16 protein-coding genes and 1 riboswitch are annotated in these 14,811 nt (G+C 73.1%); of the genes, 3 read left to right on the plus strand and 13 right to left on the minus strand.

Annotation, left to right across the window (positions count from 1 at the left end; translation table 11 throughout):
* Positions 1-22: 22 nt before the first annotated feature.
* The 11 genes from KXC43_RS29495 to KXC43_RS29545 all read right to left on the minus strand — a co-directional run bounded on the left by KXC43_RS29495 (position 23) and on the right by KXC43_RS29545 (position 10,264).
* A complete protein-coding gene (locus KXC43_RS29495) occupies positions 23-403 on the minus strand; it encodes a cobalamin biosynthesis protein (RefSeq protein ID WP_221379437.1) in 381 nt (126 codons plus the stop codon).
* A 25-nt stretch (positions 404-428) separates the two neighbouring features.
* Positions 429-1,778 (minus strand): cobyrinic acid a,c-diamide synthase CobB, encoded by a 1,350-nt coding sequence (locus tag KXC43_RS29500; protein WP_221379438.1) that lies wholly within the window; start codon positions 1,776-1,778, stop codon positions 429-431.
* Positions 1,772-2,371, minus strand: a complete 600-nt coding sequence (gene cobO / locus KXC43_RS29505; protein ID WP_221379439.1) for a cob(I)yrinic acid a,c-diamide adenosyltransferase — start codon at positions 2,369-2,371, stop codon at positions 1,772-1,774. Before cobO ends, KXC43_RS29500 begins: the two co-directional genes overlap by 7 nt.
* Positions 2,371-4,527, minus strand: coding sequence for a VWA domain-containing protein (locus KXC43_RS29510; protein ID WP_438870918.1), 2,157 nt, complete (start codon positions 4,525-4,527; stop codon positions 2,371-2,373). The genes cobO and KXC43_RS29510 overlap by 1 nt, the downstream gene beginning before the upstream one ends.
* 9 nt (positions 4,528-4,536) lie before the next feature.
* Positions 4,537-4,662: riboswitch (cobalamin riboswitch) on the minus strand.
* Between the two features lie 66 nt (positions 4,663-4,728).
* The gene (locus KXC43_RS29515; protein WP_221379441.1) at positions 4,729-6,294 is read right to left on the minus strand and encodes a gluconokinase; all 1,566 of its coding nucleotides are present in this window, start codon (positions 6,292-6,294) and stop codon (positions 4,729-4,731) included.
* A 34-nt stretch (positions 6,295-6,328) separates the two neighbouring features.
* A complete protein-coding gene (locus KXC43_RS29520) occupies positions 6,329-7,570 on the minus strand; it encodes a hypothetical protein (protein WP_221379442.1) in 1,242 nt (413 codons plus the stop codon).
* Positions 7,567-8,058 (minus strand): SigE family RNA polymerase sigma factor, encoded by a 492-nt coding sequence (locus tag KXC43_RS29525; RefSeq protein ID WP_221379443.1) that lies wholly within the window; start codon positions 8,056-8,058, stop codon positions 7,567-7,569. Before KXC43_RS29525 ends, KXC43_RS29520 begins: the two co-directional genes overlap by 4 nt.
* Positions 8,059-8,096: 38 nt before the next feature.
* Positions 8,097-8,621, minus strand: a complete 525-nt coding sequence (locus tag KXC43_RS29530) for an SRPBCC family protein (RefSeq protein WP_221379444.1) — start codon at positions 8,619-8,621, stop codon at positions 8,097-8,099.
* Positions 8,618-8,926: an ArsR/SmtB family transcription factor gene (locus tag KXC43_RS29535; protein ID WP_221379445.1), complete on the minus strand. Its 309-nt coding sequence runs from the start codon at positions 8,924-8,926 to the stop codon at positions 8,618-8,620. Before KXC43_RS29535 ends, KXC43_RS29530 begins: the two co-directional genes overlap by 4 nt.
* Before the next feature lie 185 nt (positions 8,927-9,111).
* Positions 9,112-9,396, minus strand: a complete 285-nt coding sequence (locus KXC43_RS29540; RefSeq protein ID WP_221379446.1) for a hypothetical protein — start codon at positions 9,394-9,396, stop codon at positions 9,112-9,114.
* Between the two features lie 103 nt (positions 9,397-9,499).
* Entirely contained in the window at positions 9,500-10,264 is a 765-nt protein-coding gene (locus KXC43_RS29545) for an alpha/beta hydrolase family protein (protein ID WP_221379447.1), read from the minus strand.
* A 53-nt stretch (positions 10,265-10,317) separates the two neighbouring features.
* Here KXC43_RS29545 and KXC43_RS29550 point away from each other — a divergent pair, with 53 nt between their 5' ends.
* Positions 10,318-11,091, plus strand: a complete 774-nt coding sequence (locus KXC43_RS29550; RefSeq protein WP_221379448.1) for an alpha/beta hydrolase — start codon at positions 10,318-10,320, stop codon at positions 11,089-11,091.
* Positions 11,092-11,148: 57 nt separating this feature from the next.
* A complete protein-coding gene (locus KXC43_RS29555) occupies positions 11,149-11,511 on the plus strand; it encodes a hypothetical protein (RefSeq protein WP_221379449.1) in 363 nt (120 codons plus the stop codon).
* A 418-nt stretch (positions 11,512-11,929) separates the two neighbouring features.
* Here KXC43_RS29555 and KXC43_RS29560 read toward each other — a convergent pair whose 3' ends face one another.
* Entirely contained in the window at positions 11,930-12,196 is a 267-nt protein-coding gene (locus KXC43_RS29560; RefSeq protein WP_221379450.1) for a hypothetical protein, read from the minus strand.
* 140 nt (positions 12,197-12,336) lie between these two features.
* Here KXC43_RS29560 and KXC43_RS29565 point away from each other — a divergent pair, with 140 nt between their 5' ends.
* Entirely contained in the window at positions 12,337-13,200 is an 864-nt protein-coding gene (locus KXC43_RS29565; protein WP_255645022.1) for an alpha/beta fold hydrolase, read from the plus strand.
* Positions 13,201-13,753: 553 nt separating this feature from the next.
* On the opposite strand, the gene KXC43_RS29570 is transcribed toward KXC43_RS29565, so the two are convergent.
* On the minus strand, positions 13,754-14,344 hold the full coding sequence (locus tag KXC43_RS29570) for an HAAS signaling domain-containing protein (protein WP_221379452.1): 591 nt from the start codon (positions 14,342-14,344) through the stop codon (positions 13,754-13,756).
* Positions 14,345-14,811: the final 467 nt, after the last annotated feature.

A 14,811-nucleotide genomic window follows, 5' to 3' on the forward strand; every position in this document is an offset into this window, starting at 1 on the left:
CCGATCAGGGAACGGGCCAATCTCACGTTCGCGGCCCGAGGCGGGCGATCGCCACGGTGATCCCGGCGTGCTTCTGCTTGGGCAGGATCAGCGAGCCGGTCGGGCCGACGGCACGGAGGGCGGCGGCCTCGGCGACACTCGGCGTGCCGACCGCCGCGGCAACGACTCCGCTCGGGTTCGGCACGTTCTGGCCGGCCAGCTCGGCGGCTCGCAGGGCGAGAAGGCGCCAGCCACGGTCAAGAGCCATTTCCTGTACGGCGGGTTCGGTGGCCCGGCGGTCGGCGGTGGCCAGCACGGTCACGTCGGCGACGGTCAGGCCCGCCGCCGACAGGGCCGCGTCCACCGCCACGCACAGATCGGCGGCCGCCACCCCCGCCCGGGCGCCAACCCCGACGACGACCATCAGGCGACGGCATCTACGGGGACGGTCACAACGCGGAGACCAACCGGGACGCGAAGCCTGGGTTACCCGCCCAGTGCAGGTGCAGGTAGGACGCGTGGATCGACGCCGTGGCGAAGCCCTCCGGGTCGGCGCCGCGCCAGGCCCAGGCCGCGCCACCGGCCGGGGAGAGCAACAAGCCCGAACGCGGATGCACGGTCGTCCGGTGGAACTCGTGACCCGTGACCCGGGTGCCGGCGGGGGCCAGCGGGCTGTCCGTCAGCGCCACCGCGTCGCGGTAGCCGAGCGTCAGGGTCGGGGTCATCGCGGCCTCGGCGTCGATCACCCCGCACATCGGGGCGCCGTCCAGGGTGTGGCACAGCCAGAGCAGGCCGGCGCACTCGGCCGCGATCGACCCGCCCGACGCGGCCAGGGCGGCCACCGACTTGCGCAGCGGCTCGTTGGCGCTCAGCTCCGACGCGTACACCTCGGGAAAGCCCCCGCCGACCACGAGACCGCGCGTGCCCTCGGGCAACGCTTCGTCGCGCAGGGGATCGACCGTGACGACCGAGGCGCCCGCGCCGGTCAGCAGCTCGGCTGTCTCGGCGTACGCGAACGAGAAGGCGGGCCCGCCCGCGAGCGCCACCACCGGCCGCCCGGGCGCCGGATCGGCGGCGACCGGCGACCAGGGCTCGGCGTCGAGCGGCGGGGCCGACCGGGCGATCGCCATGACCTCGGCCAGGTCGACCGACGACTCGATCAGCGCGGCCAGGGCGTCGACCGACTCGCGGGCCTCGGCGCGGCGCTCGGCCGCGGGCACCAGGCCGAGGTGGCGGGACGGCGCGGCCACGGCATCGGCCCGCCGCAGCGCGCCCAGCACCGGCGTGCCGACCTCCTCGCAGGCCTCGCGCAGGATCGCCTCGTGCCGGTCGGAGCCGACCCGGTTCAGGATCACGCCGGCCATCCGCACGCTGCCGAAGCTGCGGAACCCGTGCACCAGCGCGGCGATCGACCGGCCCTGCGCCGCCGCGTCGACGACCAGGATCACCGGCGCCTCGAGCAGCCCGGCCACCTGAGCCGTCGACCCGGTCTCGCCGGCGCCGGTACGCCCGTCGTACAGCCCCATCACGCCCTCGATCACGGCCAGCGACGCGCCCTGCGAGCCGTGGGCGAACAGCGGCCCGATCAGGTCCTCCCCCACCAGCACGGGATCGAGGTTGCGGCCCGGCCGCCCGGCGGCGAGCGCGTGATAGCCGGGGTCGATGTAGTCCGGCCCGACCTTGAACGGCGCCACCGGCAACCCCCGCCGGGCGAACGCGGCCAGCAGTCCGGTCGCCACCGTGGTCTTGCCGTGTCCGGAGGCGGGCGCGCCGATGACGACCCGCGGCATGGTCACCATTCGATGCCCTGCTGCCCCTTGCGGCCGGCGTCCATCGGGTGCTTCACCTTCGTCATCTCGGTGACCAGGTCGGCCGCCTCGAGCAGCGCCGGCGCCGCGTCCCGGCCGGTGATCACGACGTGCTGGTTGCCCGGCCGCTCGGCCAGCGTGGCCACGACCTCGTCCACGTCGACCCAGCCCCACTTCATCGGGTACGTGAACTCGTCGAGCACATAGAACCGGTGGGTCTCGGCGGCCAGGTCCCGCTTGATCTGGGCCCAGCCCTCAGCCGCCTCGGCCGCGTGGTCGCGTTCGGTGCCGGCGCGCTGGATCCACGACCAGCCCTCGCCCATCTTGTGCCAGGTGACCGGCGCTCCCCCGGTGGCGCCGAGCGCCTTGAGCGCGGATTCCTCGCCCACCCGCCACTTCTCCGACTTGACGAACTGGAAGACGCCGATCGGCCAGCCCGCGCTCCAGGCGCGCAGGGCCATCCCGAAGGCGGCGGTCGACTTGCCCTTGCCGTGTCCGGTGTGGACGGCCAGCAGGGCCTGGCGACGACGCTGGCGGGTCGTGAGGCCGTCATCCGGCACGGACGTGACTTTGCCCTGCGGCATCAGGCGGCCCGGCCCGTCTCGAGGCTCTCCAGCGGCATCAGGTCGGCGTCGAGCGCGGCGGCGAGCCGGGCCGCGAGCCGCAGCCGGATCGGCCCGGACTCGCAGTCGACCACCACAGTGGACACGCCTGCGAGCGCCGGCGCCACCGTGGCCGGATCGGGTCCGCTGGTGGCCCGCCCGTCGGTGACGACGATCAGCAACGGCCGCCGGCGCGGGTCACGGCGACGCTCGGTCGCGATGGTCGCGGCGGCCGTCCTGAGGCCTGCGGCCAATGGCGTACGGCCCCCCGTGCGCAAACTCGCCAACCGGAGCACCCCCACCTCGTGGCTGGACGTGGGCGGCAGCACTTGCTCGGCCTCGTGCCCCCGGAAGGTGATCATCCCCACCCGGTCCCGCCGCTGATAGGCGTCGCGCAACAGCGACAACACCGCCGTCTTGACCACCGTCATCCGCTTGCGGGCCGCCATCGACCCCGAGGCGTCGACCACGAAGAGCACCAGATTCGACTCGCGCCCGACGTGCACCGCCTCCCGCAGATCCCGGGGCAGCACCATCGGCCGCGAAACCGCATTCCCAGGCGCACCGCCCGCGCGGTGCGCCTGGCCCATCCGTGACCGCTCGGTGGCCGCACGGTGCAGAGCCGCGCGCAGGGTGGCCGGCAGGTGCGGCGCCCCGGCCAGCCGACCGGTCGGCACGCGAGAGCCGACAACGCGTCCACGCCGCGACAGCGACAGCGAACGACGACCGGCGTGGCCGCCCTCCCCACGACGCGCGATGCTCAGCGTCCTCGTTCGATAGGCAGACCCGGGCGCGACCGCCGCCGCTCCGCCCACCCGATTCCCGCCGCTCCCGCCGTCCTCGTCGGACGGCTGGTCCGCGCTCGATCCATCCGTCGTTTCAGGGCTGGGCGGTGAGGAGCTGGACGTCGGAGAAGCGCCGTCGTCTGAGGAGCCGCGCGTCCCTTGCGGGCCGCCCTCGATCGGTCCCCCGACGTCGCCGCCGTCCGGGCCACCGCCGTCCGGGCCGCTGCTGTCCGGCCCACCGTCCTCGGGGCCGCCTGCGGGCGGGGTGTCGTCCGGGTCGTCCTCCTCGAGCTGAGCGTCCGCTTCCTTCAGAGCTTCCTCGAGGCGCTGCTCGTCGGTGCCGGGCGGGTCGAGCGGATCCTTGCGGCGGCGGTGCGGCAGCGCCAGGCGCGCGGCATCGCGTACGTCATCGGCAGTGACCAGCTCGCGGCCGTGCCAGGCCGCCAGGGCGACCGCGCAGCGGGCCACCACGATGTCCGCCCGCATCCCGTCCACCCCGTACGCGAGACTGACCAGGGCGATCCGGTCGAGCTCCCGGTCCGGCAGCACGACGGCCGGCAGCAGGTCCCGGGCGGCCACGATCCGGGCCGCCAGCTCCCGCTCATCGGCCTCGAACCGCGCCGCGAACCGGTCCGGGTCGAGCTCGTAGGCCAGCCGCCGCCGCACCACCTCGGCCCTGTCCTTGGCGTCGCGCGGCGCGGACACATTGACCACCAGACCGAACCGGTCGACCAGCTGCGGCCGCGGCTCGCCCTCCTCCGGGTTCATCGTGCCGACCAGCAGGAACCGGGCCGCGTGCTTGACCGACACCCCGTCCCGCTCGACGTGGGCCCGGCCCATCGCCGCCGCGTCCAGCAGCAGGTCGACCAGGTGGTCGGGCAGCAGGTTGACCTCGTCGACGTAGAGCACGCCGCGGTGCGCCGCCGCCAGCAGCCCCGGCTCGTACGCCTTGACCCCGTCGGCCAGCGCCCGCTGCAGATCCAGCGTGCCCACCACCCTGTCCTCGGTCGCGCCGACCGGCAGCTCCACCAGCGTCGCGGGCCGGTACTGCACCGGACTGTCGGCGGCGTGCGGGCCGTCCGGGCAGAGCGGATCCATCTTCGCTGGGTCACAGGCGAAGCGGCAGCCGCGCACCACCGCCACCTCGGGCAGCAGCGCGGCCAGGGCGCGCACGACGGTGCTCTTGGCGGTGCCCTTCTCGCCACGCACCAGCACCCCGCCCACAGCGGGCGAGACGGCGGTCAGCAGCAGGGCGAGGCGCAGGTCGGCCAGGCCGACCACGGCCGAGAACGGGTACGGCGTCACGGGGATCCCTCTCTGCGCGGGTGTCCACGCCCGCGCGGCGGTTGTCACGAGCGGCCGGAGTCTCCTGACTCCCGGATCGTCGCTCCCCGCGCGCCTTCCGGCTGTAGGTGCCGTGGCCTCTGGTGGCGGGTCGCTCCCCGGTCACAGTGGCGGGACCGTCCCGGATTACGCACCGGGTTCCTCCGCTACCGCTCGCCCGCCATGCTTTCTCACGCCCGCCCGCCCCGTCAACGCGGGGTGACGTGAGCCCTAGCTCTTGACGGCTTTCTCGGTCGTGGGCAGCGGGGGCGGGGCGATCCGGTCGAGTTCCTTCACCACGTCGAGCACGGCCAGCGCCGACGACTCGATGAGCGGCCGCAGCCGGGCGTACAGCTGGGCGTTGGCCGGGTCGGGGTGGGTCGGCTCGCCGAGCGGCACGAGCGCCGCCGCCTCGTCGAGGTCGGGCAGCTCGCCGATGGCGTGCCGGGCCAGCAGGCAGGCGCCGAGCGCGGTGCCCTCCGGGGTCTCGGCCACCGCGACCGGCACGTCGAGCGCGGCCGCGAGCACGCCGACCCACAGCTCGGACGCGACCGCCCCGCCCGTGGCCCGCACCTCGGTGACCGCGATTCCCTCGGCCGTGAACGAGTCCCGGACGAGGGCAAGTTGCTGGCACACACCTTCGACGGCCGAGCGGACGAGGTGGGCGCGCCCGTGTTCCCGACGCAGTCCCAGGTACGCGCCGCGCAGACCGGGCTTCCACCAGGGCGCACGTTCCCCGAGCAGGTACGGCAGGCAGAGCAGCCCGTCGCTGCCGGCCGCCACCCCCTGGGCCTCCACGAGCAGGGCGGCGTCGCGTTCGTCGGCGTCCTCCCCCTCGGCGCCCGGCCGCTCGAACCCGGCCGCGAAGCTCTGCCCGGCCCAGCGCACCACCGAGCCGGCGTTGTTGACCGCCCCGCCGATCACCCAGCGGTCCTCGGTGAGCGCGTAGCAGAACAGCCGCCCCGCCTGGTCGGCTGTGGGCCGGTCGACCACCGTCCGGAGCGCGCCGCTGGTGCCCAGCGAGACCGCCGCCACCCCGGCCGGGGTGGCTCCGACGCCCAGGTTGGCCAGGGGTCCGTCGGCCGCGCCGATGACCAGCGGGGTGGCCGGGTCGAGCCCTGCCGCCCGGGCGATGCCGGGCCGCAGCTTGAGGACGGTGGTCGTCGGCAGCACCTCGGCCAGTTGCCCGGCGGTCACTCCCGCGATGTCCAGCGCCTCCGGGTCCCACCGCCGCTCGTGGATGTCGTAGAGCCCCGTGCCGCTGGCGATCGACAGATCCACCGCGTACGGGGCGTCGGCGAGCGCGGCCAGCACGAGCTCCTTCACGCCACCCCAGCGCGGGGTCTTGCGCAAGGTCTCGGGGTCGTTGTCGCGCCACCAGGCCAGCTTGGTCAGCGGCGACATCGGGTGGACCGGCGTTCCCGTACGCCCCTGCAGGCGCTTGCCCCGGCCCTCGGCCACGATCCGCTCGCTCTGTTCCCCGGCGCGGGCATCGGCCCAGGTGACCAGCGGCCCGAGCGGCGCGCCGTCACCGTCCATCGGCACGATCGCGTGCAGGAAGGCGCTGAGCCCGATGGCGATCACCCGGTCGCCGTTCGCGCGGCAGGCCTCGGCCACGTCGGCCAGCGCCTTGACCGCGGCGTCGCGCAGCGCGGTCGGGTCGAGCTCGGCCCGCCCCGGCCCGGGCACCGCGAGCGGGTAGTGGACGCTGGTCAGCGCACGGATCGTGCCGTCGGGCCCGGCGGCCACCCCCTTGGTGGCGGTGGTTCCGGTGTCGATCCCGATCACGACGTCCATGCGTGGCCTCCCAGCGTTCACCTGTCCCACAAACCTAGGGCAGGGCGATGCGCACCGCTCGGCCCTGCCGGGGGCGCACCTCCAGATGGGTGGCGGCGGCCGGGATCACGGCGGCCTGCCCGGCAACCGGCAGCCAGGCCCCGTCCCGTACGCGGTAGAGCAGTTGGCAGTTGAGCGCGGCCACCGCCACGCCCAGCTGCTGCGGCAGGCGGGCGTGCAGAATCGGGTAGGTCTGGCCGATGCTGTCGGTGCCGTCGCTGGACAGGCCGTCCTCGAGCCGGCCCAGATAGTTGACCCGGGGCTTCTCGCCCGCGCCAGCCGCCATCCAGAAGGCCCGGGCCCGGCCGTCCAGCGCGAGAGTCTGCACCACCAGGCGGCGCCCGTCGGCCGTCGCACCGCTCAGCCGCCACTGGGTCGGGCCGGTCCAGCTGTGGTAGCCGTACGGATCGAGGTAGGCCTGCTGCGCGCCGACGTCCCACCAGTCCTTCTCGGAGCCGGTCGGCTCGTTCGCCCAGGCCTTCTCGCGGCCGGGCAGCAGGTGGTCGATCCGCTCCGGCATCAGGTTCTGCGCGTTGCTGCCGTCGTCGGCCACGGCGTTCAGGTTGGCCAGCCAAACCTTGTCCGGCGTCTCCCCCGACCGCAACGCGAACGGAACGAACCGGCCCGGATCCGGGATCCGCCGGACGACGGCCCCGTCGACCTCGGACAGCGGCTCGAACGTCCGTTGGATCCGGCCTTCGGCGTCGATTCGGAACTTGTCGGAGAACATCACGTCGCTCCCGCCGGTGAACACCACGAGGACGTCGCGGTCGGGCCCGGCGATCATGGCCCCGGGCTGCACCGTGCCCTCGGGCACCAGCTCGGCGCTCTCGACGGTCTGCAGCTCCCCGTCGACGACCTCGATGAAGCTCTGCAGGTCGTACCCGTCCCGCATCCCGGACGGACCGGTGACCGCGGCGACCGGCCCGCCCGGGGTGCGCCCGATCCAGCGGACCTTCGTTCCCGGCCCGTACGCCTTCCGGACGCGCCGGACCAGCTCGAGGTCGCCCGCCAGGTCCCCGCGGACACGGTCGTCGGCGGGCTCGGGGCCGCGACTGCGCCGAGCCAGCGGAGCCAGCCCCGCGCCGGCGACGAGGGCGAGCGCCCCGCCGATGGCCGCCCGCCGCCGGATCAGCCGGCGGTGACCGCCCGCGCGCACCCGGTCGAGCAGGTCGGGCGCCGGGCTCACGTCGCCCGCGGCCCGGTTGAGCACGTCCCGGATGTCGGTGTCGGTCACAGCTCCACCCCTTCCGGGATCGAGGACGGCCCGAGCACCTGCCGGAGCCGGTCGAGCCCGCGGGACGCGTTGCTCTTGACCGTCCCCTCGCTGCACCCGAGCGCGGCGGCGACCTCGTGCACGGGAAGGTCGTCGAGATAACGCAGCACGACCGCGGCCCGTTGCTTCGCGGGCAGTTCGCGCAGCGCGCCGAGCACGGCCGAACGCACCGCCACGTCCTCGCCGTGGTCCGGCCCCGGCTGCTCGTGGTGCGCGTCCAGCGGCGTCTCGGGCCGGCGGGCACGCGACCGCCAGCGGTTCGTGGCCCGGTTGACGAGGGCCCGGCGGGCGTACGCCTCGGGGGCTCCGTGGATACGCCGCCAGCGCACGTACATCTGCTCCAGCACCTCCTGCAGCAGGTCTTCGGCGGCGTGCCGATCGCCGGTGAGCAGGTACGCGACCCGCAACAACCCCGTCGATCGACTTCGCACGAAGTCGTCGAACCCCATCCCGTCTCCCCCCGTCACCCATCAGGACAACGGAGGCCTCAGGAAGGTTGCATCAGGACCTTCGCGTACTCCTCCCGCAGCTCGTCGAAGCCGTGCTGCTTGGCTGCCATGCCCCGGACCACGCCGTGCGGATCGCCGTCCAGCAGGTGCTGCAGCACAACGACGCACACGTGCCACCCGGTGGCCACCGAGGCGTGGTCGGACGGCTCGACCAGCGTGTGCCGCAGCGTCAGCCGGGTGCCGCTGCCGGCTGCCTCCAGCTCCCACCGCAGCAGATCCGCACCCCACGAGTACTCCAGCACAGCCGGCGGCTCCACCACCCGGATCTCGGCCGGGGTGTCGAGCTTCTCGTCACCGTCCACCATGGTGAGCGTGGTCGCCCCGGGCTCATTGAGATTGCGGGCCGCGCTGAACGGCGCCCACTGGTCGAGCTCGGCCGGGTCGGTCAGCGCCTCCCACACCACAGCCGGCGGCTGCCGCAGCTCCCGGATGAAGACGAGCGTCCACGGTTCCCCCTGCCCTTCGAGGCGGGCGCCGCCGGCACTGCCCAGGTCCAGAGTCATGACTCCTCCTTGCGGTCGAGGTGACGTTCCAGTTCCGCCAGGTGGTGCGTCCACATGCGGCGGTAGGGCGCCAGCCAGGCGTCGAGCTCCCGGAACGGCCCCGGCTCGAGCCGGTAGACCCGCTGCTGGGCGCGGGTCTGCGCGGTGACGAGCCCGGCCTCGCGCAGCACCCGCAGATGCTTGGAGACGGCGGGCTGGCTCATGCCGACCGCGGCCACCAACTCGGAGACGGTGCACTCGCGCACCCGCAGCACATCGACGATGCGCCGCCGGGTCGGTTCGGCCAGCGCGGCCAAGGCGTCCATGACCCCAACATGCCACCCACGGCATATAACCGTCAAGGCATACGGCCGCCCGACCCTGTGGACAACGCGCTTGACGTCGATCCGGTCAACGCCCGCCTGTGGACAACCACCGCCGCGCCATTGAAGAAATGCACTAACTTCACCGTCCCTTGGGCGGGGGAGGCGGTGGCACCCCGGCGTCAAGATCAGCGAGCGGCCGGTGTGCAGCCGGGGCCTGCGGCTCGGCCGCGGACGATGCGGTACGCCGTGATATCGCCGTCCAGATAGCCGGCGATCTGGGCGACCGTCGTCGGCGCGTCGCCGTGGACGCCGACATAGGCCACGATCGCGGAGTCGACCGAGCGGCACGTGGCCTCGGCGGCGACAGTGCGCGCCTGCCGCTCGGCCTTCTTCGTGTCAAACTGTGAGTAACATACGGCGGAAACACTGAGAGTGACCGTCGCCGCCACTACCACGTGGGAAACATGCACCTCGGCAGCCTAGTCATCTTTACCGAGCGTGCTCATCTGGCCGAACGGACGAGGATCATGGCCGCCAGTGTCACTCCGGGTAGAGCACCTGAGGTCCGGCGAATCAGGCGACCGGGACGTTCGTGGCGAGGAAGGCGAGAATCAGGCCGGCCGCTCGTGGGTACTTCCCGTCACCGGGACGCAGGAACTCACCGTGACGGGCGCCGGGGATCGTCACGAACTGCTTGGGGAACGGCGCCAGCGCGTACGCCTGGCGACCGGCCCGGATCGGCACGACCCGGTCGCGGTCGCCGTGCAGGAACAGCAGCGGCGCGGCGGAACCGCCGAACTCGGCGGGCGGGCGCCGGCCACTGATCGAGACCCCGGCCCGCAGGTACGACGGATGCCCCGGCCCGAACAGGCCGAGCGTCGTGGTGCCGCCGGCCGAGAAGCCGACGGCGGCCACCCGGCCGATGTCGAGGTGCCCGGCCAGCACGTCCCCGGGCATCCCGTCCAGCGCCCGAACCGCCTCGATGACGAATGCCGCGTCGGCCGGCTGGCGGGGGATGTCCCGGCGGTCGACCCGCACCCGCGCGTTCGTGTGGGGATAGGCCGGCGCCGCCACCACGTAGCCCGCTTCGGCCCACCCGGCGACAAGCGGCGCGAACTGCTGCGGCAACCCGCCCAGGCCATGGCTGAAGAGAATGATCGGGTGACGCCCGGTGAGCGCCGACGGGTACCAGAGCGTGGTCGGCAGGGGACGGCCGGCGCCGCGCGTCAGCTGGAGCACCCGGCTCACCACCGACCCCTGCGCCGACGCCGGCCGGGCCGGCCCGAACCCGTCCAGCAGCAGCGCCACCACCAACAGCACCGCCCCGATTCTGCGCACGCCGGAAGCGTATGAACGTCACGCAATGCGGTCGATCGCCGTTGTGGGTGACGATGAGACGACGAACATTCCTGGCCCTCGGAGCAACCGCCGCCGGCGTCGCCGGAATGGTGGGATACCGCAGCCGATCGGGCCAACTGGAACCGGTCATCCCGCATGCCCCGGTGGGTGACGAGCGGCTCGAAAGGCGCGAGTCGGACGCCCGGGGGCGGCTGGTGGACTTCTACACCGCAGTGCCGGCGGGTCACGGCGCCGGACGGGGCCTGCCGGTCTGCATCATCCTGCACGGCGGCTCGAAGACGGCGGCCGACTTCGCGGCGCTCGGCTTCGGCCGGTTCCTGACCGACGCCGTACGGCGGGGAAAGCCCCCGTTCGTGCTGGCCGGCGCGACCGGCGACCGCCTCTGGTGGCGCCCGGACGGCGGCGACGACCCGCAACGCATGGTCCGCGAGGAGATCCCGCGCTGGTGCCGGCAGCGCGGCTTCGACCCGTCGCGCGTCGCCCTGCTCGGCTGGTCCATGGGCGGGTACGGGGCGTTGCTGCTCGCCGAGGCCTACCCCGGGTTCGCCCGCGCGGTGGTCGCGCTCTCCCCCGCCGTACGCCCCGGGGATGAGATCTTCACCGCCGCCGGGCAGTTGCGAGGCACGCCGGTGGGCCTGTGGTGCGGACGCCAGGACGGGCTCCTCGACAACGTCCAGGCGCTGGCCAAGGCCCTTCCGGAACCGCCCGCGGCGGGCAGTTTCACCGAGGGCCGGCACAACTTCGGCTACTGGTCGCGCTGCCTGCCCGCCGGGATGGACTTCGTGAGTGAAGCTTTACGGGGCTGAAGTCACGTCCGTACCGTGGTGACCCAGAGCAACGGTCCAAACACGCTGGAGGATCCCATGCGTCGTGCCGCCGCCGTACTCGCCCTCGTCCTCGCCGGTCTGTGGATCGCCACGCCCGCGCAGGCCTTCGCCCACAACGCCGTCCACCACTCCGCGCTGCACGCCCTGCTCGACGGACTCACCCTGGTCGTCGTCTCGGCCCCGGTCTGGACGGCGCTGCTGTGGAGCGGTGGCAGCCGCTGGTGGCTGGCCGCCCTCATCGCCGTCGTGCAGATCCCCGTCGCGATCATCGGCTTCGTGCCGATCCCCAACCCGTGGCTGCACCTGGCCCTGTTCGCGATCGCCATCGTCCTCACCGGCGTGTCGCTGCGCGTCGTCCGCGGGCAGGCCCGCGCGACCGCCGTGGCAGTCAAGCCCTGATCCCCTCGCCGTCCGGCGGCCGGCCTCCGCGCGGCCGCCGTGGCGGTCAAGCTTCGATCCGCTCACGGCCCGGTGCACGTCGTCCGCCCGGCCGCCGCGGCAGTCAAGGCCCCTGACCTCCTCGCCGTCCGGCGGCCGTCGTTCGCGCGGCCGCTGCGGCACTCAGGGCACGTGACCCCTCGCCGTCCGGCCGCCGTCGTCCGCGCGGCCGCTGCAGCACTCAGGGCACGTGACCCCCTCGCCGTCCGGCGGCCGTCGTCCGCCGTGGCGGTCAAGCTTTGATCCACTCGCCGCCCGGCGGCCGTCGTCCGCCGTGGCGGTCAAGCTTTGATCCACTCGCGGTCCGGCCGCCGTCGTCCGCCGTGGCGGCCACGCTCTGATTCACTCGCCGTCCCGCGGCCGTCGTCCGCCGTGGCGGTCAAGCTTTGATCCACTCGCCGTTCGGTGCGCGTACGGCCAGACCGACCACGGTGTGGCCGTCGCGCACGAGTTCGACGTCCGGGCAGCCGTCGGCAGGTGCATGCCAGCCGCCGTCGGGATCCCGCACAGCGTTGTGCCGGCAGTGGTCCTCGTCCACATAGCCCCACGCCATCAACAGCTCGCGGTCGCCGATCGAGTAGCAGCCGACGGTCGCCACCCGGTCGCCCTCGGCCCGGCGGAAGAAGTCGGCTTTCAAACCCGGCACGGGAATACCCTCGAAGGGAGCGTCAAGGACGGTTCGATGCGGCATATACCCGCTCAAATCAGGCAGCACGTGACCATCAAACCACGTCGCCACACAGAGTTTTAACCCGCGCGTCAAGTGTGATGTTTGACAATGAGCGGATGGTGACCGAGACGATGATGCCGGTCAACGGCATCGAGCTGTGTGTGGAGACGTTCGGCGAGCCCGGCGACCCCGCCCTGCTCCTCATCGCAGGAGCGGCCAGCTCGATGGACTGGTGGGACGACGAGTTCTGCCGCCGCCTGGCCGCCGGCGGCCGGTTCGTCATCCGCTACGACCACCGGGACACCGGCCGGTCGACGTCGTTCCCGGCCGGCGACCCGCCCTACTCCGATGTGGACCTGGCCCACGACGCGCTCGGTGTGCTCGACGCTCTCAGCGTCCACCGGGCCCACCTGGTCGGCCTGTCCATCGGCGGCATGCTGGCGCAGCGCATCGCGGTCGACCGCCCGCACCGCGTGCTGTCCCTGACGTTGATGTCGACGAGCACGTCCCCGCCGGCCTTCGAGTTGTCGTTCCCCTCGGACGACGCCGACGCGTCCGATTCCGGGGACAAGCCGACGGACTGGACCGACCGGCGGTCCGCCATCGACGGGCTGGTGTCGTCGGCGCGACGCCTGGGTGGACCGTTCACCGCCGACATCCTGCAGTTGCGTCGGCTAGCCCAGCGCGTCGTCGACCGCACACACGACATGACCGCATCGCAGACCAACCACTACATCTGCGCGGAGGGCCCGCCGGTCCGCGACCGCCTGCACGGCATAATCGCTCCCACGCTGATCCTGCACGGCACGCTGGACCCGTTCTTCACGCCGCCACACGCCGAGGCGCTGTGCGCCGAGATCCCGGGCGCCCGACTGGTCTGGCTGGAGGGCGTCGGGCACGAGTTCCCACCCACGGCAGTCTGGGCCCAGGTGATCGACGAGATCATGGGCCAGGCCGGCCGCCGCACACAGCCCGCCTAACCCATCAATGTTGACGTCAATATTGATGCAGTCAACATGAACGGCTGCGCCCCGCACGGCACCCACGCACCCAGGCAAGACGGCCCATGTGTCACCAACCCCGCAGGAACAGGCCGAACACGAGGCCCGCCTGGTGGCCCACATGCTCAGACACCGACCACCGCCGCCCTCAGATTCCCGCCGAGGTCTACTCCTCTGCGGTTGTTGCGCGCGAAACCTCGACCGAAACGGCGTCAGCACAGTGGCGTACGGAACCGCCGGCGTGACCCCACCGTCGTCGGCGCATCCGACGACCGGAGCCGGATCTGCTCGGCTGTGTGGCGCGTCCACAACCGGAACCGGACCTGGCGACCGTCTAGCGTGTCGGACAACCGGAGCCAGAGCTGCACGACCGTCCAACGCGTCGGACAACCGGAGCCAGACCTGCACGACCGCCCAACGCGTCGGACAACCGGAGCCAGACCTGCGCGACCGTCGAACGCCTCCGGCAAGCGGACCGGGCGTGCTCGTCCGCTCGATGCGTCCGACGACCAAGAGCCGGGCCAGCTCGGCCTCAGCGGCGTAGGCCGTCCATCAATCGCTTGCCGGCGAGCACCGAGCCGCCGACCGCGATCAGGTAGCAGAGGAAGAGCGCCGCGGCCTGTCCTGCGCCGGCCACCGCGAAGAAGAAGGCGGCCGCGAACGAGGCCGCCCCCGACCCCAGCACCAGGAACCAGCTGGCGGCCTTCTCGGCCGGTGTCCAGTGCGGCGAGGCGCTGGCCATGAGCATCCCGGCCACCGGCCCGACGCCCGGCAGCACGAACGCCCCGGCCGTGATCAGACCGATGGCCGTGTATTCAGCCGCTCCCCCACCGGTGGCGGCCGGCGGGGGAGGCGGGACCAGGGCGGGCAATCGGATGTGCGGCGGCAGATGCCCACGCCGCACCGCCGCCACGAGGGCTTCCGGTGGCCCTAACCGGCGCACGATCTCAGCCGGGTCCTCGATCGGCGAGGCCGGCGAGGTGCGCCGCATCGAGATGTAATCGGCCACGGTCGTCATCAGGTCATCGCGCAACTCGGGCGCGAGATCCTCACTCTGAGCCCAGAGCGCGGCCAGATAGTCGAGGACGATCACGTCCGTATGAGCGAGCGGTGCGGTCGTCATCCCTGTCTCCCCTGGCTGTTCGGCGCGGTAGAACCAGCATCGACAAGAGCCGCCCCCACAACATCAGCCCCCGGACCGGATCCCATCCCCCGCCTACGACTTTCGGCCGACCCATCACCCCGACCCACCACCACTCACCATGCCGCCACCGGCCAGCATCACGCGGTACGGGCGACCCGCCCCGCACGTCACCCAGCGAAAGAACGGAGACGACCAGCGGCGGGCGGCGGCGGCCGGTCGCGGCAGTCAACAGGCACCAGCGGCACCGAGCAGGCGGTAAGCGGTCGGCGGCGGCAACGGGCGGCGGCGGCACCGAGCAGCGGCGGCCGGTCGCGGCAGTCAACAGGCACCAGCGGCACCGAGCAGGCGGTAAGCGGTCGGCGGCGGGCAGCGGCACCAAGCAGGGCGGAAGCCGGCGGCGAGCAACAACGGCAGTCAGGGACAGCAACACCGAGCGGGCGATAGGC

The sequence above is a fragment of the Paractinoplanes polyasparticus genome (assembly GCF_019710575.1).
Classification (GTDB): domain Bacteria; phylum Actinomycetota; class Actinomycetes; order Mycobacteriales; family Micromonosporaceae; genus Actinoplanes; species Actinoplanes polyasparticus.